Raw genomic sequence first — 23,906 nt, forward strand, 5'->3', positions numbered from 1 at the left:
TATCGGTTTTTGAAATGTGACAATAAAGAGTTTGTGGTTATAGGTTATGTGAATCGTTTTAGTATTGTCGTGGTCTGATGGGGATTCCGAAGGTTTTATCCGTCTGAAACTTGTGTGTCAGGGAGCGATACTTCCGGAAAAACTTAAATGGGCCTGTGAGACAGTAAATGGGAAATATGCCACTGCCTAAGTGCTGGAAATTAGCGTGAAGCTACTTGCGCTGTCCGGATTTCGGAAGTATACTTATGCCATAATATTTGAAATGGATGGAATCATATGCTTGGATTAAAACCGGTAAAACTGATGCCTGCGAGGGAGCGGGTTGCTTCGGCGCTCAGAAAGGCGATCATATCGAGACAGATTAAGGAAGGCGAGACGCTGGCGCTCGAGGCGACGGCTCAGGAGCTTGGGGTGTCGATCACTCCAGTGCGGGAGGCATTTCAGATCCTCGCGAGGGATGGGCTTTTAGAGCTGAAACAGAATAAAGGAGCCACCGTTTTAGGGGTTACGGAAAAGACGCTGCAGGATCACTATCAGATCCGGGCTGTGCTTGAAGGGTACGCCTGTGTGCTCTGCGTGGAAACCGGGGCAGATCTCTCTGCCCTGCAAAACTGTCTGAAGGTATCGGAGGAGATGATCGCTTCCGGAGACAGCAGCAGATATTCGGATATGAACCAGTCGTTCCATTACGAGATCTGGAATGCGTCGGGGAATGAGAAGCTTGTGACAATGCTCTCAGAACTCTGGAATGGACTTTCCATGGGAGTCCAGACGACGGAGAGGGAGTACGCGAAGAAATCGTTTGCGGAACATAAGAAAATTTATGAGGCGATTGCGGCGAAGGACGCGGAGACCGCGAGAACTCAGATGGAGAAACATATCAGGAGAAGCCTGGAGGATATGCTGACACGGTACAGAGAATAAATACAATTTATCTATAATGCACAAAAACATAAGCTACAAATTAGACAGTATGATGAAAAAGTAAAATTGGTATTGACTTTTTCATCATACTGTTTTATTTTAAATGCATAAATTGTATACATGATAAAAAATAAAATATCAAATACAAGAAATCAACATGCAGACGAAAAGCAAATGGCTGCCGGAAGTCAAAATTAAAGCACGGACAGTCAAAAAATTTTAAGGAGGTTATATGATGAACAGAGAGGAGCAGGTGGAGAAACTTACCACATATATCGCCCATTTTACGGACTATATCGGAAAGCATCTCCCGGACGATGTAAAGGCAAAAATTTCAGAATTAGCAGAGGCGGAGACAAACCCGCTTGCAAAGTCCATCTATGAGACAATGAACTTAAACCAGAGATTAGCCTCTGAGTTAAACAGACCGAGCTGTCAGGATACCGGCGTGATCCAGTTCTGGGTAAAATGCGGAACAAAGTTCCCGCTGATCGATGATCTGGAAGTCCTTTTAAAGGAAGCGGTTGTCCGTGCGACTGTGGATGCCCCGCTCCGCCACAACAGTGTCGAGACTTTTGATGAGTACAACACCGGAAAGAACGTCGGAAAAGGAACACCGACCGTATTCTGGGATATCGTCCCGAACAGCGACCAGTGTGAGATCTATGTCTACATGGCAGGCGGCGGATGCACACTTCCTGGAAAGGCGATGGTTTTAATGCCAGGTGCCGGATATGAGGGCGTCGCGAAATTCGTCCTTGACGTTATGACAAGCTATGGCTTAAATGCATGTCCTCCGCTTCTTGTTGGCGTCGGCGTCGCAACATCTGTCGAGACCGCAGCACTTCTTTCCAAGAAAGCACTGATGCGTCCGATCGGAAGCCACAATGAGAATGAGCGCGCCGCAAAGATGGAAGCACTTCTTGAAAAAGGTATCAATGATATCGGTCTCGGACCGCAGGGAATGGGCGGAAAAGCATCTGTTATGGGTGTTAATATCGAGAATACCGCAAGACATCCATCTGCCATTGGTGTAGCAGTAAATGTTGGATGCTGGTCCCACCGCCGCGGACACATTATCTTTGATAAAGACTTAAATTACACGATCACAACACATTCGGAGGTGACTTTATAATGGTTGAGGTAAAGAACGGAAAAAAAATTCTGACAACACCGATCAGCGCTGAGGATCTGGAAGGAATCCATGTCGGTGATATCGTATATTTAAACGGAAGCATGACGACCTGCCGTGATGTGGCACACCGCCGTCTCGTGGAAGAGCACAGGGAACTCCCGGTCGATGTAAAGGATGCAGCGATCTTCCATGCCGGACCGATCATCCGGCCGCTTGAAAATGACCAGTTTGAGATGGTTTCCATCGGACCGACGACAAGTATGAGAATGGAAAAGTTTGAAAAAGAGTTTGTGGAACAGACCGGGGTTCGCGTGATCATCGGAAAAGGCGGAATGGGACCGAATACGGAATGTGCATGTAAGAATTTCAAAGCGATCCACTGTGTATTCCCGGCCGGATGCGCGGTTGTGGCTGCGACTCATGTAGAGAGGATCGTGGAGGCACAGTGGAGGGATCTCGGAATGCCGGAAACGCTGTGGCACTGTGAGGTAAACGAACTGGGACCGCTCATCGTTTCGATCGATCCGGACGGAAGAAATCTCTTCGAGGAAAATAAGGTTACATTTAATGAGAAAAAAGACAAGGCGTTAGAGGAAATCTATCCGCAGGTAAGTTTCATCAAATAACTGGAAGAAAGCAGCAGATCAAAGAGATGCTTCCATAGATCGCTGCAGGTTCAGATAATACGGGGGAGTACAAGATGGATAACAAACTGGTCATCTGTATGGTCATTTTTGCACTGACACTTTTGAGCTATATCATCAACAAGATCCCGATGTGGGTCACGGCACTTTTATCACTCAGCGCACTTTACATTACCGGGTGTGTGGATGCGAACGGAGCACTTGGGGGATTCGCAAATGTCAACACGATCCTGATGGGCGCCTGTTTCATGGTGGCGTCGGGATTCCGCCGCACATCTCTTGTAAAACTGATGTGTGACTGGCTCCTGAAGCTGACAAATGGTTCTTTTATGAAGGTATATTTCGGATATCTCCTGCTGGGAGTGCTCCTGACAAACTTTATGAACAGCCCGATGGTGGTCTACGCGATCATTGGTCCGCTCCTCTGCGCATTATGTGACAGGACGGGATACAGCCGTTCAAAATACATTTTCCCGCTGATGGTGATCGTGGTTGCCTGCTGTTTTGCACTTCCGCTTCCGACTTCGATCCAGAAAGCGGGAGAGTTTAACGGATATCTCGAGACATATCAGTTCACCGGGCTGGAATTTACCCCGATCAGCTTTTTCTTCGCGAGATTCCCGGTGATCATCCTCTGCCTGATCTGGGCGATGACGATCGGACCGAAGATGTGTCCGCAGCAGGCGGTCTCCGATCTGGCCGAGATCGAGGAGCAGAAAGATATCTCCAGCAAATTATCGCCGACCGTTGACAGGATCGGAATCGTGATCTTCATCGTCACCATGCTCGGTCTGATCTTCTCCACACAGCTTCACATTGCGTCCTGGTGGATCGCACTCGCGGGAAGCATCCTCATGGCAATGTTCGGAGTTGTAGATCAGAAAAAAGCACTGTCAGAGATCCCGTGGGAAATGCTGATCCTCTACGCAGGAGCGCTCGCCCTGGGAAATGGTCTTGTGAACACCGGAGCAGGCGAGGCGATCGGGGGATGGCTTGCTGCAGCAGTCGGAGGAACCCACAACAATTACCTTCTCGGAGCACTGTTCTTTGTAATTCCGTTCCTGATGACCCAGTTTATGTTAAACCGTTCTGTCCAGGCAGTATTTATCCCGATCTGTCTTCTGACCTGCCAGTCCCTGGGGGCTGCGCCGATGGGACTCGTCATGTGCGTGGCATCCGCTTGTCAGACTGCTTTCATGACTCCGATGGCGACTCCGGCTGTTGCCATGTGCATGGGAGAAGGCGGATATGACCTGAAGGCACTCTTTAAGAGCGGCTGGCTGATCTGTATTTTGCTCGCAGTCGTGAACATTTTCTACACAATGACGGTATATCCGGCGTTCTAAGTCTGTCAGGAGGAAAAACAATGAAGATCACAGATGTGAAACTGATTTTTGCGAAGCATTATCTTTTCGTCCAGGTTTACACGGATGAAGGGATCGTCGGGCTCGGTGAGGCGGGCAACTGGGGTTACCTGATGGCGACAGCTGCGGCGATCGAAAAGTTCAAAGAATATTTAATAGGAAAAGATCCATTCCGGATCGAAGATTTCAATCAGAATTTTTACCGGTCTGTTTATTTCCGGGGATCTGTCGTGATGAGTGCGATCTCAGCGATCGATATCGCGCTGTGGGATATCAAAGGAAAGGCACTCGGCGTTCCGGTCTATGAGCTGCTTGGCGGTCTCACAAGAGACAAGGTCCGCGTCTATGCATCCCCGATGGTGCGGGACAAAGATCCGAAGGAGCTTGCAAAGTGGTATATCGACCTGAAAAAACAGGGATTTACAGCTGCGAAGATCTTTGTAAACGGAAACGACAAGTCATTAAGAGACGGTCATGATGAGTATTTCTCCGGCCGGATCGGGATGGAGCTTGAAAAAGTAAAGATCTGCAGGGAAGCAGTGGGATATGATTTCGACTTTATCCTGGAAGCACACCGCGGAATGACACTTCCGGAGGCAGTTGCATTCGGACGCGCTGTGGAGCCGTACCGCCCGATGGTATTGGAGGATCCGGTGACGCCGGATAATTATGATACAATGGCAGAAGTCGCAGCGAAGATCGGTGTGCCGATCGCAACAGGGGAACGCTTCACGAGTCTCAGGGAATTTGAGGTCCTGATGAGCCGCCATGCAGCACAGTATGTCCGACCGGATGTATGCGCGATCGGCGGGATCACCACTGCAAAGAAGGTGGCGGCGATCGCGGAGGCGCATGATGTTCTCGTGATCCCGCACAATCCGCTGGGACCGGTATCCACGGCAGCCTGCCTGCAGATCTGCGCGAGCATCCCAAACCTTGGAATTCAGGAGCTCCCGGGATTCTGCCTGAATGGTCAGGAAGATGCAATGGTGAAGGAACCGTTAAAATTCAAGGATGGTTATCTGGAAATCCCATCCAAACCTGGTATCGGTGTGGAACTTTCGGAGAACGCATCGGAGCTTTATCCGCTTCATGAGCGTGGAAGCAACTCCGCAAAACGGTACTTTGACGGTTCTGTCAAAGATATGTGATTTAGCCCCCTCATTATATAATTTTTCATATACCCCTTATTTTTAGTAACTGCTTAGAATTGTAGGCGGTTGCAATCGACAGCCGTCCCTGATCTCAGAGGCGGCTGTTGTCTTATTCTAAGACACAGAGACAGGGTAAGCGGGGAATCAATCAGCCACAAAGGGCAATTGCAGGAAGGAGATCATCTATGAGATATAGTTATGATAATCTGGAAATGACAGTAACATATAGAAAAGATAAAGAAATAGAAATCCAGGTCGCAAATCATAACACGTTCCGTGTCGGGAATATTACGGTAACAACAGAATACGCTGGAAAAAAACGGACAGAGTTTATCGGGAGAATCGAGGCGCATGAAACATGGAAGAGCGGAGATCGTACAGAAAATATCCCTCCGTTTCATGCGGCTTCCTTTTATGAAGGAAAAGAACAGATCATAGATCCGGGACTGTATGATGAAAAATCGGGAATTTATTGTGGAGAACCCTTTCATGCGCTTGTATGGAGAGATGAAGAAAAAAGGAAAACATGGCAGCGGTCCCATACCTGGGTGTCTGAGGATCCGGCAGCAGAAGTAACATTAAGTTATATTGCGGACGGACCGAGAGTGGCTTTCACCGGAAACAGCTTTACGGGACTCTGGGACAGTACATATGAATATTTTCGTCAGATGGCGGAGGCGGACGGATACCATGCGCAGGTGGCATACAGCTACTGGGGAGGAACGGGACTTGCCCAGTATGCGGGACTGATCCCGGAGAGCATGGAACGTGCTGAGCAGTGCCAAAAGGTATTAGACGCGAATGAGGAATATGATTTTTGCTTTTTTGCGGGAAACAGTGATGAGGCTTTGTCAACCCATAGCGGAAAGCCGGGAGCAGAGGACTATTCTCTGCGGGAAAATATGGAGAAGGCAGTCAGAATCCTGAAGAAAAGGGCAGAAGAAAAACACGCGAAGATGGTTCTGTGGGCACCTCATGCTTATCAGTATGGATTTTTCCGGGATAAGACAGCGAAACCATGGAAAATAGGAAATGTGGGAGACTGGTATGAACGGGATGGATGGAGATATCAGCTGACCCTGTCGGAGCAGGAGATGGTGGAGAGAAATATGGAGTGGTACCGACATCTCTGTGAAGAACCGGAAAATAAGGGAATCCTGCTGGCACCGGTGGTGAGAGCATATCATGAAGTCGTGAAGTGTGGAATCGGAGATCCATATCTCGCAGAAGAGAAAACAGGAGATTTTGGACACCAGAATAATCTTGGAAATTATATTTCTGCCTGCGTCTGCTTTGAAATTGTTTTCGGAGAGATGCCGAAAGCAGACTTTGTGCCTGTCTCCCACACCTGGGGAATGGGAGGTGGAACACTTACGCCGCATCAGGCGGCGATGATCCGCAAGAAGGTCCATGAGGTGATGGAAGAGGAGCGGACTCGCTAAATACGATAAACCAGCCCCCCGCCTTGGAAAGACCAGGGAGGGGGCTATATAATGAATATTGAGGAAGCAAAATTATAAAGAAAGTTTTCTTTTACAAGCTCATCTACAATGAGATGACCTTCAGTGACATGCTCCAGAGTGATATCAAGACCAAACTCTTTTGCGACACGGATCGCATTGAAAATATCGTTTGCCTGGTGTGCATGAGCCTTTAATGGGATTTTATGTTCAAGGACCGGCATCAATAAGAATATCAGCCAAAACCAGTTCTTTTGAAACTGCGGTATGAAGGGTACCATTTTTAATACACAGCATGGCGAATCTCCTTTTCGTTTAAGATATCTCCAGTTTAATGATTTCAGAGAAGAAAGTCAAAATCCCAATAGTTTCTTTAAAAGAAACTTTTTGCAAAAATTTTACATTTGGAATAGAATTTAAAGTAGTATTGTGCTAAAATAAAGGGAAAAGGAAAGAAAACAGTCATATTTTATCAAAATCTGGATTTTAACGACACTTGCAATAACACAGAAAGAGATGAAGAGCAGGGACCGCTGGCGGTACTATTACGGGAAAGGAAGGGAAGACAATGTCGGAATTAAACCGGGAGATCGGAGGACTTATAAGAAACTACAGAAAAGCGAAGAATCTTACGCAGGACGAACTTTCGGAAAAGATCTGCAAAAGTAAATCAACGATCTCGAAATATGAAAAAGGAGAGATTGCCGTGGACGTTGAAACGCTCTACGAGATCGCGGACGCGATCGGTGTCCATGTAGAGCAGCTTCTCTCACAGCGATCATTTGAACGAAAGGAAATGCAGAACGAGTTTTGTCCGGCATTCTTTCGGGGAAGAAACCGTTTTTATGGATATATATTTGATGGAAGGAGCAATCAGTTAATACGCTGTGTATTTGACCTTCTCTCAAAAGACGAAAGAAACCGTGATAAAGTTATGATGTATATGAATTTTAAGGATTACGCGCACTACCAGAAATGTGAAAATACATACTGGGGATACATGGAACATTATAACGCAGTTACTAATATCCACCTTGTAAATCAGGACTCTCCGATGGAGAAGGCAAGCGCCCAGTTACTGGCGTCATATCTTGATTCAGATACAAAATGGGGACTGTTTAATGGGTTTTCATCCAGACCTATGATGCCGATCGCAGCAAAGATGCTGTTCTCAAAAGAAAAACTGAAAGAGGATGATGCACTTTTATCCTCTTTAAAAATATCAAAAGAGGACATCCGGGTGATGAAACTTTACAATATGATGGCGATCACCTGACGGAAAAAACAATGCCGGATAGTATGAAAAATGTAACTGGCAGGTTTCCTAAAAATCATATTCTAAAAAGAATTAGGGGATTTTTTGGTGAGAAGGATATAATTTTGGAGGATCGGTCAAAAAAGTTTATTTTCATTCAAAAATAAATATAAAAAATCCATTCTGAGGAAACAATAGGCGTTTTGACAGAGGGGATGCTGATTGGTACAATGTGTTCATAGCAAAGCATATTGCACAAAAAGAGATCAGCATCCCCTCTTTTTTGTGCAAAAAACGACAAGAGGAAAGGAGAAAACGAATGACAAAGCTTTCCATGAAAACGATACGTTTCCATATGATCACAGGAGTCTGTATTGGTATGATCTGGATGATATTTTCCCACGACCGGATCGGAGTTATGTACTTTGGAAAGCTTGTAGAGATGGCAAATGCGGATGAGCTGTTCCGCTACCCGCTGCATCCGTATACCCGGTCGCTTTTATAGGCGATTCCGGAACCGGATCCGATCAAGGAGAAGAAAAGGGTAAAAATCCATTATGACCCGTCGATTCACAATTACAGTGATGAGAACAGACCATCTTACCACGAAGTAAGCCCGGGTCACATGATCTACTGCTCAGACAGTGAGTTTGAAGAGTATAAAAAGATCAGACAGGCTGTAACAATCCAGTAGATAAATAGGAATCATTACAGTAAAAATAATGAAATTGCGAGGAAAACGATATGTATAATTTTGATGAGATCATTGACAGACGTCATACGAATGCAATGAACACGGATGGTTTCCGTGACTATATCTTCCATGCGGATGAGACCATGAAATTTCCGTATCAGGATGAAGAGTTTATCCGTATGTGGGTGGCGGATATGGAGTTTGCCACACCGGATGTTGTCATCGACGGAATTAAAAAGAGACTGGAAAAGCGTATTTTCGGTTACACAAGAGTTTTTGAGAAGAGCTATTATGACGCATTCGCGGCATGGTGCAAGAGCAAATACGACTGGACATTCGACCGCAAAGAACTGGTAATGTCCAACGGTATTATCCCGGCTCTGTTTGAGATGGTTGAGTATATCTGCAAACCGGATGAAAAGGTTCTTTTCCTGACCCCATCCTATGCATATTTTAAATATGCGGCAGATGCCAGCCACCGCGAGTCTGTTTGCTCCGATCTGATCAACACAGATGGATACTATACCATTGACTATGAGGATCTTGAAAAGAAAGCGGCAGATGAGAAAACAACGCTCTTTATCCTCTGCAATCCTCACAACCCAAGTGGACGTGTATGGAAGGAAGAGGAGTTAAAGAAAATCGGTGAGATCATTGAAAAGAACGATATGTGGGTGATTTCTGATGAGATCCACTGTGATCTGCTCCGGCTTGATCAGAAGCATATTCCGCTGGGAAAGGTTATGCCGGACTATAAAAAGCTTGTAACATGCATGGCGCCGAGTAAGACATTCAACCTTGCAGGTCTCATGATCTCCAATGTCATGATCCGTGATGAGGGATTAAAAAACATTTGGCTTTCCAAACATTATAACTTTGATAACCCATTGAGCATTGCAGCTGCCCAGGCCGCATACGAGGGCGGAGATGCATGGCTTCAGGAGTTACGTGCTTATCTTGATGGAAACTTTGAATTTACGCAGGAATACTTAAAAGAGCATCTTCCAAAAGCAACCTTCCGTATTTCTGAGGCAACGTATCTTGCCTGGGTAGATCTCAGCAAATATTTTGAACCGGATGAAGTTCTTCCGCTGTTCTTTGCATACAAGGCAGGCGTTCTTCTCGAAGGCGGAAATATGTTTGTACAGCATTCAGATGGATTTATCCGCCTGAACCTTGCATGCCCACGCGCAACTCTTGAGGAAGGTTTAAAGAGGATCTGCGAGGCAGTCAATACGAAACATACAGAGAAGTATCATGGAGAAGAGAAGTAGTTAATACATAAATACAAAAAGCGGTTCTTCCCGCAATGGGACGAGCCGCTTTTTGTGTGATGGGTTTCTATCTGAAATTAAGGATTGTTGATGGGCTGTTTTACTGCGCTTTCCGCTGCATTTTCGCAACGAGGGCGCTGGTCCTCTGACGGTAGTCGTCGAGTTCGGTGACGATTCCCATGAAAGAGGAGATAAGATCTAAGGAGGCGCGCAGAGAACTCTGCTCACCCTGTACGACTGCGCGTTTTGTGAGGCGCATAGCCTGCTGCGGCGCTGCCAGAAGCTTCTCCATATACTGCTCCACAAATGCGTCAAGCTCTGCATCCGGGACGCAGTGGGTAACGAGACCCATATCTGCGGCTTCTTTTCCCTTTAATGTGCGGGCTGTCCAGAACAGGTCTAAAGCTTTGTCCCGGCCGACGAGACGGGGCAGGAAATATGCTCCGCCGTCACCAGGTACAATTCCGGCATTAAAATAGCTTTCCGACATGGAAGCGTTCTCCCCGGCGATCCGCACATCGCACATGAGAGCCATGTCAAGACCGGCACCGACTGCGGCACCATGGATCTTGGCAACCACCGGTTTATCGATTTCTTCTAAAAGAAGCGGAATTCTTTGGATTCCCTTCCAGAGTGAATTCTTTCTTGCGAGGGCTGTGGAGGAGATATCTTCATGACTTTCGAAGAATCCGTCACCGGCTGCCATTGCCTTGACGTCACCGCCTGCGCAGAACGCTTTTCCGCTTCCGGAAAGCAGAAGTGCATATACATCATCGTTGTCACGGACATCTTCCAACGCTTCTGTCCAGAGACGGATCATCTCCTCGCTGAAACAGTTGAGCTGCTTCGGACGATTCAGTGTGATGCGTGCAAGGTGGTTGTGTACTTCGTAGATCAAGTCTGCCATAGAATATCTCCTCCCCTATTTACTCTCTCAACATACCATATTGTGGAACTGATTTCATTATATGGAATTTCACGCAGAATGTCAAGCCCTTGAAACTGGTTTTAACGTAAAATTTGCAAAAAAATATTGTCCAGAATCGAAAAATCCTGAACAATATCACAAAGCGAAAAAGTATTGCATTCTATATCACAATATGAAATTCTGTTACAGACGTAATGATTTAACCATCCGCACACTTGATTTACAGAGAGAGCAGCATCCACCCCGCCGCGCACATAATTATGAGAAATATGAGATTGTAAAGGGTGAATACCATCATGTACGTTCCGGACTTTGCTTCCGGAATCTCAGCGTAGGCCCGGTAGGAGATCACGCTTGCCATGGATGCGATCAGGGTCCCAAGACCGCCGACATTCACACCAAAAAGCAGAGGACGCACTGCACCGGTAAAGCCGGAGAGCAGGATTGCCGCGGGGACATTGCTGATGCACTGGCTTAAGAGAACACCTGCCGGAAATTCATGACCGGAGATCAGCTTCGTGAGAAGTCCGGAGATCGCAGGGATCCGTTCCATATTGCCGATAAAGATAAAGAAGCAGACGAATGTCAGGAGCAGAAAGTAGTCGACCCGGATAAACAACGAGCGGTCCTTTATGAGAACAGCGGCCAGGATGATGAAAAACATGACCGGCCAGGAATAGATCCGAACGACGCAGCCCAGACAGACGAGAAAAAGCGCCAGATAGAAGATCAGAGAAGTCTTCGTGGGACAGCCGTCCTGGTGAAGGGAGGTCCGGCTGAGGGTGATTACTTTATTTTTCAGCAGGAAAACGGCAGCTACAAGCAGCAGGGCTGAGAGTACCGTTAACGGCAGCATGTATCCCACAAGCTCACCGGCAGAGAGGCCAAAGGAAGAGTAGAGATACAGGTTCTGTGGATTCCCAATGGGTGTTGCCATGCTGCCGAGGTTCGCGGCGATGGTCTGCAGGACGATCACGGGGATCATGAGCTCCGGAAGTCCTGCCATATGTAAGATCAGTATGGAAAACGGGACAAATGTGATCAGGGACACGTCGTTCGTGATCAGCATGCTGGAGAAAAAGCAGAGTGCTGTCAGGGTGAAGGCAAGCTGGCGTGTGGAATGCATTCCGGCGAGCAGGGATGATCCGAGATAACGGAACAGACCGATCTCCTTCAGCCCGGCGACCACCGTCATCAGGGAGAAGAGGAGTGCCAGAGTGCGGAAGTCAATGTAAGACAGATACTCCGGTGACGGAGCGACAAAAAACATGGAGAGGACCGCCAGAACCGCTGCCGCGGAAAGGACTGGTTCTTTTTTTATGAATGACATGGATCAATTTCCTTCCTTATATAAATATCATGCATGCGGCAAAAGACAGAAAAAACTGTATACAAAGTGCCGCCCTGCAATTCAAGTCGAACATCCGAGAGACTTGGTGCGTGATTCTGGTCAGCGAAGCTGACAAATCCGATCAGAGTCACTGCCTATCCTGCGGGATGGGAACAACTGCAAAACTTCTGTAATTATTATAAACAGTGACTTTACGAATGTAAAGAAGAAGAGTATACTGTACATGTTTGGTCATTGCACACAGGTAGGAATTTTCTGACCTGAAAATTCCGTACAATACAGTGGTGGCAGCGCATAAACAGGACAGGATGTTTGCTGTTTCTGTTTGAGGGAGGAATATTATGGGGAACAACAAGTTTTCAATCGCCAGTGTTGGAAACCGGCGGGCATTCCGGGATGGAGCCCGGGACGGGGTGCCGATTGCGCTCGGGTATTTTGCGGTATCTTTTTCACTGGGAATCGTGGCGCGGAATGTCGGGATGACACCGATTCAGGGAATGATCACAAGCGCACTCTGCAACGCGTCCGCAGGGGAATACGCGGGCTTTACGATGATCGCTGCGGGGGCTGCGTATATCGAGATGGCGATCGTGACACTGATCGCGAATGCGAGATATTTACTGATGAGCTGTGCCATGAGCCAGAGAATGGATCCGGATATGCCGTTTTTCCACAGGCTTCTCATGGCTTTTGATATTACCGATGAGCTGTTCGGAATTACGATCGCAAGACCGGGCTACTTAAATCCATGGTATATGTACGGGGCAATCGCATTAGCGCTTCCCGGCTGGGCTGTCGGAACAGCCCTCGGTGCGCTGGCAGGTAATCTGATGCCGTGGCGTCTTGTGAGCGCATTCAGTGTTGCACTCTATGGAATGTTCCTTGCGATCATCATTCCGCCGGCGAGAAAGAGCCGGATCCTTGCAGGACTCATCGCGATCAGCTTTGCGGCGAGTTATCTTGCGGAGAATCTTCCGGTGATCTCATCGATCTCCAGCGGTACGAGAACGATCATCCTGACTGTTGTGCTCTCATCCGCAGCAGCGATTCTCTTCCCGCATCCGGCAGAGGACAGTGAGATCGAGGTTCAAGAAGAAAACCAGGAAGGAAAAAATAATTCTTCTGCAGGTGCAGCAAAACAGGGAGCTTAACTGTATATATAGTAGAAAGCAGTTCTACTTGTAAGAAAAAGAAGTATTTACGAAAACTGTATCGTTAAATTAAGAGGAAATACATAAAAAACATGGAAAAGAATATTTATCTCTATATTGCGGTGATGGCGGGCGTTTCATATCTGATCCGTGTCCTGCCGCTCACATTGATCCGGAAACCGATTAAAAATCAGTTTATCCAGTCATTCTTATATTACGTCCCATATGTGACGTTAGCTGTTATGACGTTCCCGGCGATCCTCTCCGCCACAAACAGTACGGTGTCGGCGGCGCTGGCGCTGGTCATCGGAATCATCGCGGCGTGGTGCGGAAGAAGTCTCCTGTCCGTTGCGGTGATCTGCTGCGCGATGGTATTCATTACGGAATTTTTCTTAGTGTAGTAAAAATACATAAAACACATATATTTAATAAAACAAAAGCAGTTTCGGTACCTGATCATCCATCAAAGAACCGTGCTGCTTTTTTAGAATACCATTTACGGCATTCTTGCAGGGCGTGAAAACCCGCGAAAAAAGCAGTACATGGCGCAGAATAACGGAATGCGGCGGTCTGCCAGGCCAATGTTTTAACGTTGTAAAATAAATGAGATAAAATCCCATTGTCTGAAATTTCACAATACGAAATATATTCCATTTTAGCAAAAGTGCTGATTTTCTAAGCGGAAATTTGGCAATTATTTGGAAGAATCGTACTTGTATTTGTGCGGGAAAGTTGTTATAATCAGTAGCCGTGTTGAGCGAAAAAAAGAGTAATGGCTCATAAAAGCTGATTACATGGAGGTTTACCCATGAAGAAATTATTTGCATTCTGCGCAGGACTTCTGGCGGTCTTAAACCAGACTGCAGTTACAGCGCTTGCGGCAGAACCAGAGGCTGCCGGGGCGGCAGCACAGACGCCGTTATGGCTTTGTATTCCATTTGCAGGACTCCTGCTCTGCATTGCGGTTCTTCCGCTTGTGAAAGCAGAGTGGTGGGAGGCGCACCAGCCGCACGCGGTCGTGTTCTGGTCCCTGCTGTTCCTGATCCCGTTCGCCGTGAAGTACGGTGTGCCGAAGGCGGCGGAGACGACACTGGAATGTATCATAAACGACTACCTGACATTCATCGTCCTTCTTTTCGGATTGTTCTGTGTGTCCGGTAATATTACCCTGTCCGGTGATCTCGCTGGTTCCCCGAGGATCAATGTGGGACTTCTGGCACTCGGAACCCTGTTATCCAGCTGGATCGGAACCACCGGAGCCAGTATGTTAATGATCCGTCCGATCATCAAGATGAACGCGTGGAGAAAGAGAAGACGTCATATCGTGATCTTCTTTATCTTTATGGTATCAAATATGGGCGGCTGCCTGACTCCGATCGGAGATCCGCCGCTGCTCATGGGATTCATGCGGGGTGTCCCGTTTTTCTGGAGCTTAAAGCTTTTACCGATCCTGATCTTCAATATGATCATCCTGCTGTTCATCTTCTATCATTTTGATATGAAGGCATACAGAAAAGATATTGCGGCAGGCTTAAAACCGGATATCAGCAAACCGGGTACTGAAGTGAAGATCCGCGGCGGCCACAACCTGATCTTTATCATTATGATCGTGATCGCCGTTATCTTAAGCGGTACCCTGCCGTCCATGCCGATGTTTCAGGATGCCGCAGGAAATGTCCTCGGGATTCATGTGTTCGGAGAAGTTACATTATCCTATCCGGCGATCATTGAGTGCGTGATCATCCTTGTATCCGCATTCCTGTCCTTTAAGACGACGGATGGATCGATCCGCCGAGAGAACCACTTTACCTGGGGCGCGATCCACGAGGTCGCAGTTCTGTTCGTCGGTATCTTTATTACGATGCAGCCGGCGCTTATGATCTTAAAGGCAAACGGAGCGGAGCTTGGGATCACAGAACCGTTTGAGATGTTCTGGGCGACCGGTCTGTTATCCAGCTTCCTCGACAATACGCCGACCTATCTGGTATTCCTGACAACAGCAGGCGCATTAGGATTGTCACAGGGCATGGTGACGGCCCTCGGAACCGTTCCGGTCAAGATGCTGGAAGCGATCTCCTGCGGTGCCGTATTTATGGGCGCGAATACATATATCGGCAACGCGCCGAACTTTATGGTCAAATCCATTGCGGATGAGAACGGTATCCGGATGCCTTCGTTCTTCGGATATCTGATCTGGTCCCTTGGAATTCTTGTTCCGGTATTCATTGTGGATACTCTGGTATTCTTTTTATAGGAAGGGGGAGGAAATATGGCTGCAACGAAAGAAGAAATCAAAGAACTGGCAGAACATATCTACGATCTGGACGCGGAGGTCTATGTCCACCTTGGTTCCTCCCTGGGACGTGTATTCAACCGTGACAGAGAGCGCTGCGTCAACGAACTTACAGAGTTACTCACAACAAGACCGCAGGGACATTTGGTCCGCAGCGAGCTTGGGCTGATCGCGAACATGGCCCGCACCATCGAGGATAAAGAAGAACGCGCGATGTGTATGACCGAGTACAACCGCATCCTCAATGAGGTCATGAGTCTTCCGACAAGCTTCGCCAGCGGCGATGTGATCGACCCGATCCTCGCGAAGTTAAACAGTTTCAACGTAGCGAACCGTTTCTCCAACGACGACCACCTGATTATCTGCATCAGCTGGACATACGGAAGCGGCGGAATCGATGTCGGCTTCAAACTTGCGGATAAGCTTCATATTAACTATTACGATGCCGATATTTTCGAGGCAGTATTAAAACGCCTCGACGCGGAGAAGGATAAGACGATCCGTGACGCGGCGGGATATGCCCACGTCTCTGAGGAACTGCAGCAGAGTCCGGCGAGCGAGTTTGAGGCAGTGACCCATATGTCCCTGAAGGATCATATCAAATATTTCAGCCGTTACCACGGCCTGAACCGTCAGGATGCCGTCTTCTTCAACCAGAGCGACCTGATCTGTGATATGGCGAAAAAGGAAGACTTTATTATCATGGGCCGCTGTGCCGATGCGATCTTAACGAACAACGGTATTCCGCATATCAGTATCTATATCACTGCACCGATCGAGCAGAGGATCCAGCGCGCGATCGAGGTAAACTCCGAATTAGACCGGAAAAAAGCGCGCCATTTCCTGAAAAAACTTGACAAAAAACATGCGCATTATTACAATTTCTATACCGGAAGAAGCTGGGGAAACGCGAACAACTACGATCTCTGTATCAACAGCGCAAGCTACGGAATTGACGGTACCGTTGATTTCATTCTGCGAATGATCGGGCGTGACCATGAAAAAAAGAACGATAAGAAATCAGAATAGTGACCTGAGCAAAACACCGCCGGTGAATCGACCGGAGGCGGAAAATACAGGTTCCATGCCTGGCTTTCACAGAGCCAGGCATATTCTTTTTACGCGAACAACGAGCCAAAGTCCGCGCTTACGCGAGAACTTGGCGACTGTCGCCTGCAGAAATTTCCAACTGTATGCGTAGGCATGATCTGGCGGAAATAGTATCAGATAAAACCGGAAATGTAACTATGATTAAGAGGAAAGGACCAACAACCATGCAGCTTGATATGACAAAGGGAAGACCATTGCCGGTGATCCTGCGGTTTACGATCCCGCTGGTCATCGGAAATGTTTTCCAGCAGCTTTACAATATGGCGGACACGATCATCGTGGGCAGATATGTCGGCGCGGGAGCGCTGGCGGCGGTCGGCTCAACCGGAACGATCATGTTCCTGACAACGGGATTTGCACAGGGGATCACGGCAGGATTCTCGATCCTGACTGCGCAGAGATATGGTGCCAATGATGCCAGAGGCGTGAAACGCAGTGTGGCAAACGGAATTCTCCTGTCTGTGATCGCAGCGATCATCATGACGGTGTTCTGCGTGTGCATTATGAATCCGCTGCTCCATCTGATGAACACACCGGCAGATATTTTTCGTGATGCCTATACCTATATTATGGGGATCAGCATTGGACTTACGGCGAATATTTTCTATAACCTGTTTTCTTCGTACCTGCGTGCGGTCGGAAACAGTCAGGTCCCGCTGTTTTTCCTGATATTTTCCGCCTGTCTGAACGTGGGACTGGATCTGCTTTTTATCATCCGAGGCGGTATGGGCGTAGCGGGGGCTGCCTGGGCGACGAATCTGTCCCAGGCGATCTCGGCGGTGCTCTGCGTGGGATATATCTGGGTTAAGGTTCCATCCTTAAAGCCTGATAGGGAACACTGGAAGATCCACGGAAATGACACGAGAAACCAGCTTGCGGCCGGGATCCCGATGGCGTTCCAGTTCGCGATCACTGCATCGGGGACTATGATCATGCAGTCCGCCATCAACCTCTTCGGCTCCGTGGCGGTTGCGGCCTATACGGCTGCGGCGAAGCTCCAGAGTCTTGTGATCCAGGGCATGATCGCCATGGGACAGACGATGGCGACCTACGGTGGTCAGAATTATGGAAGCGGAGATGTCAAGCGGATCAAGTCAGGCGTGCGATCTGCGCTCCTCGCGGAATTTGTCTACTCCGTTGCCGCAGCGGCACTGATGTGCGCACTCTTAAAGCCGTGTCTCGGGCTCTTCTTTACAGGAGACGTAGACCTTGGGGCTATGATGCCGTGGGCAAAAACATACTGCTACATGACGGCGGTCTTTTTCCTGCCGCTCTGCACGATCTTTATTTTCCGCAACATTATGCAGGGCTGCGGTTACGGATTTCTCCCGATGATGGGCGGTGTGTCGGAACTGATCGCGAGACTGCTGGTCTCAATGGCGGCGATCCAGCTTCTGAGTTATCCGCTGGCGTGCTTCGCAGATCCGGCGGCATGGATCGCAGCAGCTTTATTTACAGGAATTTCTTATTTATTTGTTATAAAGAAGATCGAAAAAGAACTTTCGTGACAGCTACAGTTTTGAAGAAATTAAGAAGACCGGATCCGGATGCTCCAAAGACGGGAGATGAAACACACCGGAATTTCTGGTTCCTGATGATGGGGATCTCGGCTGCGGGAATCCTCTTTATGACCAGGAAAAAAGAACAGGAGTGAGGAGTCTGCAGGGCCGTGGATATCCAGGACTGCAGGCGGATCAGAACATGGGGAGCTAAGAAATGAAAAGAAAGAAAAATCCGTTGTGGTATCGGATCGGAGTCCTTATTTTCGGCGGGATCTTCTGTTTCTCCGCCTATATGGCAGGTCGTGATATCTTCGAGGCACGAAAGGAGGCGGCGGCATTCAGGAAACTGAGTGAAGCCGCTTCTGACTATATGGAGACTGCGGAACAGAAGGACTCCATCGTGGATCCGGCGGATGATCACACGACAGAAGTGGAAAATACGGCGGAGGCAGAAGAAAAACAGGAACTCCTGAGGGAGGCTGCCGGTTATGCGTCTCTGGCGGAGCAGAACCCGGACTATGTCGGATGGCTGAAAATCCCGGGAACGCGGATCGATTATCCGGTAATGAGCAGAGCATCCGATCCGGAATATTACCTGCATAGAGCGTTTGACGGATCCCGCTCGTCGGGTGGAACCCCGTTCCTTGGGCAGTTGTCGGATAAGGACAGCACCTGTATGATCGTGTATGGACACAACATGAAAAATGGTTCCATGTTTGGGACCCTGGATGACTACAAGTCGGAGAAATGGCAGACGGAACATCCGGTCATTGAGTTTTTTGTGGATGGTGAAGTGCGGGAGTATGAGGTGTTTGCAGCTGCGGAGAGCAGAGTCCTCTACGAAGATGAGGAAGGATTCCGCTATTACCGGTCCGGAGGGGATCTTTCAGAGGAGGAATACGGGAAGCTGATCACATGGCTTCAGGAAAATTCTGACTATGAAACGGGGATCATCCCGGAATACGGGGAGCAGATCCTGATGTTGTCCACATGCAGTTATCACACGAAGGATGGTCGGTTTGTGGTGGCAGCCAGGAGAATCAGTGAACCGTGAGAAATCTCCATAATAGTAGATTGGAAGAAAGAAAATGCTTTTTGGGAGAATGCCCGGAAAGCATTTTTTGATCAGGGGATCGTCGGGAGAAAATGGCTTGACATGCCGGGTGATCTGGGGTATCCTCGGAATCAGATAGATCCGGATTCGGAGAAAGGAAAGGGAGTTATGGCAGAAAAAATTTTGATCGTTGTGGACATGCAGAAGGATTTTGTGAATGGAAGTCTCGGCAGTAAGGATGCGGAGGCAATCGTTCCGGCTGTTGTCAAAAAGGCGGAAACGTTTGACGGGGAAGTGATCTTTACGAAGGATACACATTTCGAGAACTATATGGATACTCAGGAGGGACATTTTCTTCCGGTTCCTCACTGTATTAAGGGGACAGACGGCTGGGACCTGATCCCGGAGCTTGAGAAGATCGCCATAGAGCGTGACGCGGCGACTTACGAGAAAATTACCTTCGGATGTCCGGAGCTGGCGGAAGATCTTCTTGAGAGAAATAAGAAGACACCGATCGAGTCCATCGAGCTTGTGGGACTCTGCACGGATATCTGTGTGGTTTCAAACGCGCTCCTGATCAAAGCGTTCCTTCCGGAGACACCGGTCTTTGTGGATTCCGCATGTGCGGCAGGCGTTACGAGGGAAAGACATGAAGCGGCTCTGGAGACTATGAGAAGCTGCCAGATCGTTGTGAAGTAAGAAGAAAGAATAATACAGACGGAAAAGGTATGTGCAGATCTGAGTTCTTTACGGAAAGTTCTCAGGTCTGCACTTTTGTTGTTTATCCTGTATTTCTCGCTGCCCGCGTATAAATTTTCACATCAGGTAATAAGATGGTAAAAATATCATCGAGGGGCAACCCCTATGAAGGAATATATTGAAGAGCGGGCGATTCAGATCGCGAACTATATTATTGATGAGAATGCGACGGTGAGACAGACAGCAAAACGGTTTGGAATTTCGAAAAGTACGGTGCACAAGGATGTGACTGACCGGCTGATCCATATCGATCCCTCTCTGGCAGCGCAGGCGCGGGTGGTTCTGGATATCAATAAGGCGGAACGGCATATCCGCGGAGGGCTTGCGACGAAGGAGAAGTACGAGCATGAACACCAGCTGCAGGCGTGCAGCAGGGAGAATCTGTGATTCTGGAAATAATCCGGTGAAAATTTGAGAGAAACGATCCCAATACCGGGAAAAGGTCTGAAAACAGATAAAAAAGCTGATTGAATTTTTAAAATATCTGCGATAGAATGGGAACAGGACTGTTCCTGAAGATGAAATTCAGAGAAGCGTCCAGCCGAAAAATTGATTTGGCGGCACAAGCGGTAGTCTGAAAAGATGAACGGAGGAATAAATGATGAACAAAACAGAGGCAATGATCGAGAAAGTAAAAGCACTTGCAGAGGCGTCGTCCTGCTGTGCTGAGGCAAAGGAAGCCGCAAACAACTGGCTTGCGGCTGTCAATACGGAAAAACAGGATGAGGCGGCAAAAGCGCTGATCGAGGAGATCGCGGCAGATATTATCCCGATCGACGGTCTGATCGCTTTCGCAGGATCTGAGGATGGAAAGAAGATCTTCGGCGCTGAGAAGGCAGCCGGAATCGAGGCGCATGCGAAGAAGATCAAAGCAGAAGGCGCAAGATTCTGTGACTGCCCGGCATGCACAGCGGTTGCTGCGATCCTGACAGATAAGGCAGATCTCTATGCACCGACATACAGCCTGACCTGGACGGTCACAGATGAGATGACCGCAAAACGTATCGGCAGCGCCGGTTCGAAAATCCTCTCCACACCAAATATGGTGGCGCTGATGGAGGATGCGGCGTTGGAGATTGCAAAATCTTACCTCGAAGAGGGGCAGACGACAGTCGGAGCGGAGATCCACTGCCGCCATTTAGCACCGACACCGGTTGGCATGAAAGTGACAGCTACAGCGAAGCTTCGCAGCATCGAGAGAAGAAAGCTCTGGTTCGATATCGAAGTACATGATGAAAAAGGCAAATGTGGAGAAGGTTCCCACCTGCGTATTATCGTAAACTCCAAGGCGATGAGCGAGAAGGCGGAGAAGAAAGCAGAATAAGAGCTGCAGAAAAGTTACAGGACAATCAGGATCTGACAGCAAAAGGAGAAGAGCATATGGGAAAACATACAATCGATCCGCAGATCAGCGCAGAACACCTTGCAGGTGCGGTCCGCTTCGCAACCGTATCAAACGCGGATAATTCACTGACTGACTATACAAAATTTGACGCATTCCATGAATATTTAAAGGAAACCTATCCGTTGGTACATAAACATCTGACTCTGGAACATACCGATCAGGCCGGACTTCTCTATCACTGGAAGGGAACCGGAAAATCCGGCGCTGCTCCGCTTCTTTTGATGGCGCATCAGGATGTTGTCCCGGAAGGTGACCTTGAAAAGTGGACGTATCCGCCATACTCCGGAACCATCGCGGATGGAAAGATCTGGGGACGCGGCTCCAGCGACTGCAAGAGCAACCTCATCGGACAGCTGGAGGCTGTTGAGGCACTTCTTGAAAAGGGTTACGAACCGGACTATGATCTGTATCTCTCCTATGGATATATGGAGGAGGTAGCCGGCGGAAAGATTCCGGCGGAGACGCTCCGTGGAACAGGAATCCACTTCGGTGCTGTTTTAGATGAAGGCGGCGGAGTCCGCCCGGGAAGCGATTACGGGATCGATGAGAAAGGACTCTGCACCATCGGACTCTGCGAAAAAGGATATGTGGATTTTGAACTTTCCTACACGGCAAAAGGCGGACATTCCAGCCGTCCGGGCGAGAATTTCGCGACGACCATGATCGCAAAAGCACTGATCGCGATTCAGGAGAATCCAATGCCGTACCGTGTGACGGATACGATCCGCCGCCGCTTTGAAGTTCTTGCTCCGTATATGGTGAAAGAAAATCCGAAGCTTGCAGAGCTTCTCAAGAATCCGGATGAAAATCTTGAGAAGCTGGTTCCGTATTTCAAGAAAGATCCGGCTCTCGATGCAATGTTCCACACGACGGTCGTTCCGACGATGCTCTCAGGTTCCGCTCAGGCGAATATTCTTCCGGCGAAGGTCACAGCTGTCGTAAACAGCCGCATCCTTACCGGGGATACCGTTGAGAGTGTAAAGAAACATCTGGAAGACATCGTGCCGGAGGAGGTGGAAGTCCGTGTCCTCAATGGCAGCAACGCGTCGCCGACATCTCTGTATGACGGAGCGATCAAGGATCTTCTCGTCGAGATCAGCAGCAGGATCTACGGCGATGTGATCCCGTGTCCGGAGATGATGCTCGGCGGAACAGACGCAAGATTTGTCTATGACATGAGTGACCGTGTATACCGTTTCTCCACGATCTACGCGAAGGGAGACCACCATGTTCATGCCGTTGACGAGTTTACCGGAGTGGAAGAGCTGGCGGACAGCATCGACTTCTATATGGAACTGCTGACCAGATATGGGGAGACAGCGAAATAAGAAAGAGCGTGTGCCGGTAAGGCACAGAATAGCTGAAAATTAAGAAAATCATGTAAATAAAAGACGTTTTCACAGCGGAGTATCGTTGGATATCCACGTGAAAACGTCTTTTTTAATTCAGATAATTCCTCATACTCTTCAGTGCGTTCTTCTCCAACCGGGATACCTGCGCCTGACTGATCCCGACTTCTCCCGCTACTTCCGTCTGCGTCTTTCCCTCGAAAAATCTCATATCAATGATCTTCCGCTCCCTTGCCGGCAGCCGCTTCATTGCCTCACTCAGAGAAAGCTGCTCCACCCAGTTTTCTTCCCGGTTCTTCTTATCACTGATCTGATCCATCACACAGAGCGGATCCCCTCCGTCCGTGTAAACCGGTTCATAAAGGCTTACCGGACTCTGGATCGCGTCCATCGCGTAGGTGATTTCCTCCTTTGAGATCCCAACCTCATCCGCAATTTCCATGATCGTAGGTTCCCTGAGATTTCTCTTCGTGAGAAATTCTCTCGCAGAGAGAGCCTTGTAAGCTGTGTCCCTGAGTGACCGGCTCACCCGGATCGAATTATTATCCCTCAGATACCGCCGTACCTCACCTAAGATCATCGGAACCGCATAAGTTGAAAATTTCACATTCTGTGACAGATCAAAATTGTCGATGGCCTTGATAAGCCCGATGCACCCGATCTGGAACAGATCATCGATATTCTCACTGCTGCCTGAAAACCGCTGGATCACACTCAGGACAAGTCTCAGATTTCCTTTAATATATATTTCTCTTGCGTCCGTATCTCCATTCTGGATCCGTCTGAAAAGGTCGGTTTTTTCCTCATTCGTCAGAAGCGGGAGTTTAGAAGTATTTACCCCGCAGATTTCAACCTTATATCCTGCCATGATAAGAACCTCCGCAATTTGTTTTCATAGAAAAATGATTCACGAAAACAGGACAGTTTATACATGAAAAAAACGGGAGTTATTTCCTGAGAATCATTCCTGATTTTGACATTTTATGCGGAATTTTGACATCTTGTGCAGAAAGAATTGCGTATGGAACAGAAAAAACATATAATAGAATTATCTATGAATCGTGGAATGGTCTGATATTTTGCAAGTATAATCCGAAAGA

The 23,906-nt window shown here is 48.2% G+C and carries 22 protein-coding genes and 1 pseudogene; 20 read left to right on the forward strand and 3 right to left on the reverse strand.

Annotated features, from left to right (window positions below; translation table 11 throughout):
* The first annotated feature begins 276 nt into the window (after nucleotides 1-276).
* From ACXMYH_RS03380 to ACXMYH_RS03420, 9 genes and pseudogenes are all read left to right on the forward strand, one after another.
* Entirely contained in the window at nucleotides 277-924 is a 648-nt protein-coding gene (locus ACXMYH_RS03380; protein WP_486555536.1) for a GntR family transcriptional regulator, read from the forward strand.
* A 232-nt stretch (nucleotides 925-1,156) separates the two neighbouring features.
* Nucleotides 1,157-2,059, forward strand: coding sequence for a L(+)-tartrate dehydratase subunit alpha (gene ttdA, locus ACXMYH_RS03385; RefSeq protein ID WP_345941794.1), 903 nt, complete (start codon nucleotides 1,157-1,159; stop codon nucleotides 2,057-2,059).
* Entirely contained in the window at nucleotides 2,059-2,685 is a 627-nt protein-coding gene (ttdB, locus tag ACXMYH_RS03390; protein WP_118532379.1) for a L(+)-tartrate dehydratase subunit beta, read from the forward strand. The genes ttdA and ttdB overlap by 1 nt, the downstream gene beginning before the upstream one ends.
* A gap of 74 nt (nucleotides 2,686-2,759) precedes the next feature.
* Nucleotides 2,760-4,049, forward strand: coding sequence for an SLC13 family permease (locus ACXMYH_RS03395; protein ID WP_118532377.1), 1,290 nt, complete (start codon nucleotides 2,760-2,762; stop codon nucleotides 4,047-4,049).
* 20 nt (nucleotides 4,050-4,069) lie between these two features.
* A complete protein-coding gene (locus ACXMYH_RS03400; RefSeq protein WP_486555537.1) occupies nucleotides 4,070-5,218 on the forward strand; it encodes a mandelate racemase/muconate lactonizing enzyme family protein in 1,149 nt (382 codons plus the stop codon).
* Nucleotides 5,219-5,406: 188 nt separating this feature from the next.
* Entirely contained in the window at nucleotides 5,407-6,663 is a 1,257-nt protein-coding gene (locus tag ACXMYH_RS03405) for a hypothetical protein (RefSeq protein ID WP_486555538.1), read from the forward strand.
* 586 nt (nucleotides 6,664-7,249) lie between these two features.
* Nucleotides 7,250-7,957, forward strand: a complete 708-nt coding sequence (locus tag ACXMYH_RS03410; protein ID WP_118532369.1) for a helix-turn-helix domain-containing protein — start codon at nucleotides 7,250-7,252, stop codon at nucleotides 7,955-7,957.
* Nucleotides 7,958-8,336: 379 nt separating this feature from the next.
* A pseudogene (locus ACXMYH_RS03415) lies at nucleotides 8,337-8,438 on the forward strand (peptide ABC transporter ATP-binding protein); the annotation flags it as partial.
* A gap of 242 nt (nucleotides 8,439-8,680) precedes the next feature.
* Nucleotides 8,681-9,904 carry a MalY/PatB family protein gene (locus tag ACXMYH_RS03420; RefSeq protein WP_118532367.1) on the forward strand — a complete coding sequence of 408 codons (1,224 nt, stop codon included), beginning with the start codon at nucleotides 8,681-8,683 and terminating at the stop codon, nucleotides 9,902-9,904.
* A gap of 100 nt (nucleotides 9,905-10,004) precedes the next feature.
* Here the strand turns inward: ACXMYH_RS03420 and ACXMYH_RS03425 are convergent, their stop codons facing one another.
* Together ACXMYH_RS03425 and ACXMYH_RS03430 are read right to left on the reverse strand one after the other, a co-directional pair.
* A complete protein-coding gene (locus tag ACXMYH_RS03425) occupies nucleotides 10,005-10,811 on the reverse strand; it encodes an enoyl-CoA hydratase/isomerase family protein (protein WP_486555539.1) in 807 nt (268 codons plus the stop codon).
* A gap of 241 nt (nucleotides 10,812-11,052) precedes the next feature.
* Nucleotides 11,053-12,162: an SLC13 family permease gene (locus ACXMYH_RS03430; protein ID WP_486555540.1), complete on the reverse strand. Its 1,110-nt coding sequence runs from the start codon at nucleotides 12,160-12,162 to the stop codon at nucleotides 11,053-11,055.
* A gap of 362 nt (nucleotides 12,163-12,524) precedes the next feature.
* Between ACXMYH_RS03430 and ACXMYH_RS03435 the strand changes: the two genes are divergently transcribed.
* The 11 genes from ACXMYH_RS03435 to ACXMYH_RS03485 all read left to right on the forward strand — a co-directional run bounded on the left by ACXMYH_RS03435 (nucleotide 12,525) and on the right by ACXMYH_RS03485 (nucleotide 22,785).
* Nucleotides 12,525-13,334 carry an AzlC family ABC transporter permease gene (locus ACXMYH_RS03435; protein WP_215703515.1) on the forward strand — a complete coding sequence of 270 codons (810 nt, stop codon included), beginning with the start codon at nucleotides 12,525-12,527 and terminating at the stop codon, nucleotides 13,332-13,334.
* Nucleotides 13,335-13,426: 92 nt separating this feature from the next.
* Entirely contained in the window at nucleotides 13,427-13,735 is a 309-nt protein-coding gene (locus ACXMYH_RS03440) for an AzlD domain-containing protein (protein ID WP_015552658.1), read from the forward strand.
* Between the two features lie 407 nt (nucleotides 13,736-14,142).
* Nucleotides 14,143-15,588: a sodium:proton antiporter gene (locus tag ACXMYH_RS03445; RefSeq protein ID WP_118532361.1), complete on the forward strand. Its 1,446-nt coding sequence runs from the start codon at nucleotides 14,143-14,145 to the stop codon at nucleotides 15,586-15,588.
* Nucleotides 15,589-15,603: 15 nt separating this feature from the next.
* A complete protein-coding gene (locus ACXMYH_RS03450; protein ID WP_118532359.1) occupies nucleotides 15,604-16,656 on the forward strand; it encodes a cytidylate kinase-like family protein in 1,053 nt (350 codons plus the stop codon).
* Between the two features lie 218 nt (nucleotides 16,657-16,874).
* Nucleotides 16,875-18,245 carry an MATE family efflux transporter gene (locus ACXMYH_RS03455; RefSeq protein ID WP_346011293.1) on the forward strand — a complete coding sequence of 457 codons (1,371 nt, stop codon included), beginning with the start codon at nucleotides 16,875-16,877 and terminating at the stop codon, nucleotides 18,243-18,245.
* Entirely contained in the window at nucleotides 18,242-18,391 is a 150-nt protein-coding gene (locus ACXMYH_RS03460) for an LPXTG cell wall anchor domain-containing protein (RefSeq protein ID WP_118532355.1), read from the forward strand. The genes ACXMYH_RS03455 and ACXMYH_RS03460 overlap by 4 nt, the downstream gene beginning before the upstream one ends.
* A gap of 62 nt (nucleotides 18,392-18,453) precedes the next feature.
* The gene (locus ACXMYH_RS03465) at nucleotides 18,454-19,293 is read left to right on the forward strand and encodes a class B sortase (RefSeq protein WP_329752340.1); all 840 of its coding nucleotides are present in this window, start codon (nucleotides 18,454-18,456) and stop codon (nucleotides 19,291-19,293) included.
* Nucleotides 19,294-19,461: 168 nt separating this feature from the next.
* On the forward strand, nucleotides 19,462-19,992 hold the full coding sequence (locus ACXMYH_RS03470; RefSeq protein WP_142412440.1) for a cysteine hydrolase family protein: 531 nt from the start codon (nucleotides 19,462-19,464) through the stop codon (nucleotides 19,990-19,992).
* Between the two features lie 165 nt (nucleotides 19,993-20,157).
* Complete coding sequence (gene spoIIID, locus ACXMYH_RS03475; RefSeq protein WP_117484718.1) at nucleotides 20,158-20,439, forward strand: sporulation transcriptional regulator SpoIIID; 282 nt, start codon at nucleotides 20,158-20,160, stop codon at nucleotides 20,437-20,439.
* Between the two features lie 211 nt (nucleotides 20,440-20,650).
* Nucleotides 20,651-21,376, forward strand: coding sequence for a thioesterase family protein (locus ACXMYH_RS03480; RefSeq protein WP_486555541.1), 726 nt, complete (start codon nucleotides 20,651-20,653; stop codon nucleotides 21,374-21,376).
* A gap of 56 nt (nucleotides 21,377-21,432) precedes the next feature.
* Nucleotides 21,433-22,785, forward strand: coding sequence for a M20/M25/M40 family metallo-hydrolase (locus tag ACXMYH_RS03485; RefSeq protein WP_486555542.1), 1,353 nt, complete (start codon nucleotides 21,433-21,435; stop codon nucleotides 22,783-22,785).
* Between the two features lie 112 nt (nucleotides 22,786-22,897).
* Here ACXMYH_RS03485 and sigG read toward each other — a convergent pair whose 3' ends face one another.
* Nucleotides 22,898-23,674, reverse strand: a complete 777-nt coding sequence (gene sigG, locus ACXMYH_RS03490) for an RNA polymerase sporulation sigma factor SigG (RefSeq protein WP_215703857.1) — start codon at nucleotides 23,672-23,674, stop codon at nucleotides 22,898-22,900.
* Between the last annotated feature and the right edge of the window lie 232 nt (nucleotides 23,675-23,906).

It is taken from the genome of Pilosibacter sp. NGB245, from assembly GCF_057397225.1.

Bases quoted from the DNA above. Each gene is read 5' to 3' on its own strand.
- ACXMYH_RS03380 (WP_486555536.1), top strand. From the start codon at position 277: ATGCTTGGATTAAAACCGGTAAAACTGATGCCTGCGAGGGAGCGGGTT.
- ttdA (WP_345941794.1), top strand. From the start codon at position 1,157: ATGATGAACAGAGAGGAGCAGGTGGAGAAACTTACCACATATATCGCC.
- ttdB (WP_118532379.1), top strand. From the start codon at position 2,059: ATGGTTGAGGTAAAGAACGGAAAAAAAATTCTGACAACACCGATCAGC.
- ACXMYH_RS03395 (WP_118532377.1), top strand. From the start codon at position 2,760: ATGGATAACAAACTGGTCATCTGTATGGTCATTTTTGCACTGACACTT.
- ACXMYH_RS03400 (WP_486555537.1), top strand. From the start codon at position 4,070: ATGAAGATCACAGATGTGAAACTGATTTTTGCGAAGCATTATCTTTTC.
- ACXMYH_RS03405 (WP_486555538.1), top strand. From the start codon at position 5,407: ATGAGATATAGTTATGATAATCTGGAAATGACAGTAACATATAGAAAA.
- ACXMYH_RS03410 (WP_118532369.1), top strand. From the start codon at position 7,250: ATGTCGGAATTAAACCGGGAGATCGGAGGACTTATAAGAAACTACAGA.
- ACXMYH_RS03420 (WP_118532367.1), top strand. From the start codon at position 8,681: ATGTATAATTTTGATGAGATCATTGACAGACGTCATACGAATGCAATG.
- ACXMYH_RS03425 (WP_486555539.1), bottom strand. From the start codon at position 10,811: ATGGCAGACTTGATCTACGAAGTACACAACCACCTTGCACGCATCACA.
- ACXMYH_RS03430 (WP_486555540.1), bottom strand. From the start codon at position 12,162: ATGTCATTCATAAAAAAAGAACCAGTCCTTTCCGCGGCAGCGGTTCTG.
- ACXMYH_RS03435 (WP_215703515.1), top strand. From the start codon at position 12,525: ATGGGGAACAACAAGTTTTCAATCGCCAGTGTTGGAAACCGGCGGGCA.
- ACXMYH_RS03440 (WP_015552658.1), top strand. From the start codon at position 13,427: ATGGAAAAGAATATTTATCTCTATATTGCGGTGATGGCGGGCGTTTCA.
- ACXMYH_RS03445 (WP_118532361.1), top strand. From the start codon at position 14,143: ATGAAGAAATTATTTGCATTCTGCGCAGGACTTCTGGCGGTCTTAAAC.
- ACXMYH_RS03450 (WP_118532359.1), top strand. From the start codon at position 15,604: ATGGCTGCAACGAAAGAAGAAATCAAAGAACTGGCAGAACATATCTAC.
- ACXMYH_RS03455 (WP_346011293.1), top strand. From the start codon at position 16,875: ATGATTAAGAGGAAAGGACCAACAACCATGCAGCTTGATATGACAAAG.
- ACXMYH_RS03465 (WP_329752340.1), top strand. From the start codon at position 18,454: ATGAAAAGAAAGAAAAATCCGTTGTGGTATCGGATCGGAGTCCTTATT.
- ACXMYH_RS03470 (WP_142412440.1), top strand. From the start codon at position 19,462: ATGGCAGAAAAAATTTTGATCGTTGTGGACATGCAGAAGGATTTTGTG.
- spoIIID (WP_117484718.1), top strand. From the start codon at position 20,158: ATGAAGGAATATATTGAAGAGCGGGCGATTCAGATCGCGAACTATATT.
- ACXMYH_RS03480 (WP_486555541.1), top strand. From the start codon at position 20,651: ATGATGAACAAAACAGAGGCAATGATCGAGAAAGTAAAAGCACTTGCA.
- ACXMYH_RS03485 (WP_486555542.1), top strand. From the start codon at position 21,433: ATGGGAAAACATACAATCGATCCGCAGATCAGCGCAGAACACCTTGCA.
- sigG (WP_215703857.1), bottom strand. From the start codon at position 23,674: ATGGCAGGATATAAGGTTGAAATCTGCGGGGTAAATACTTCTAAACTC.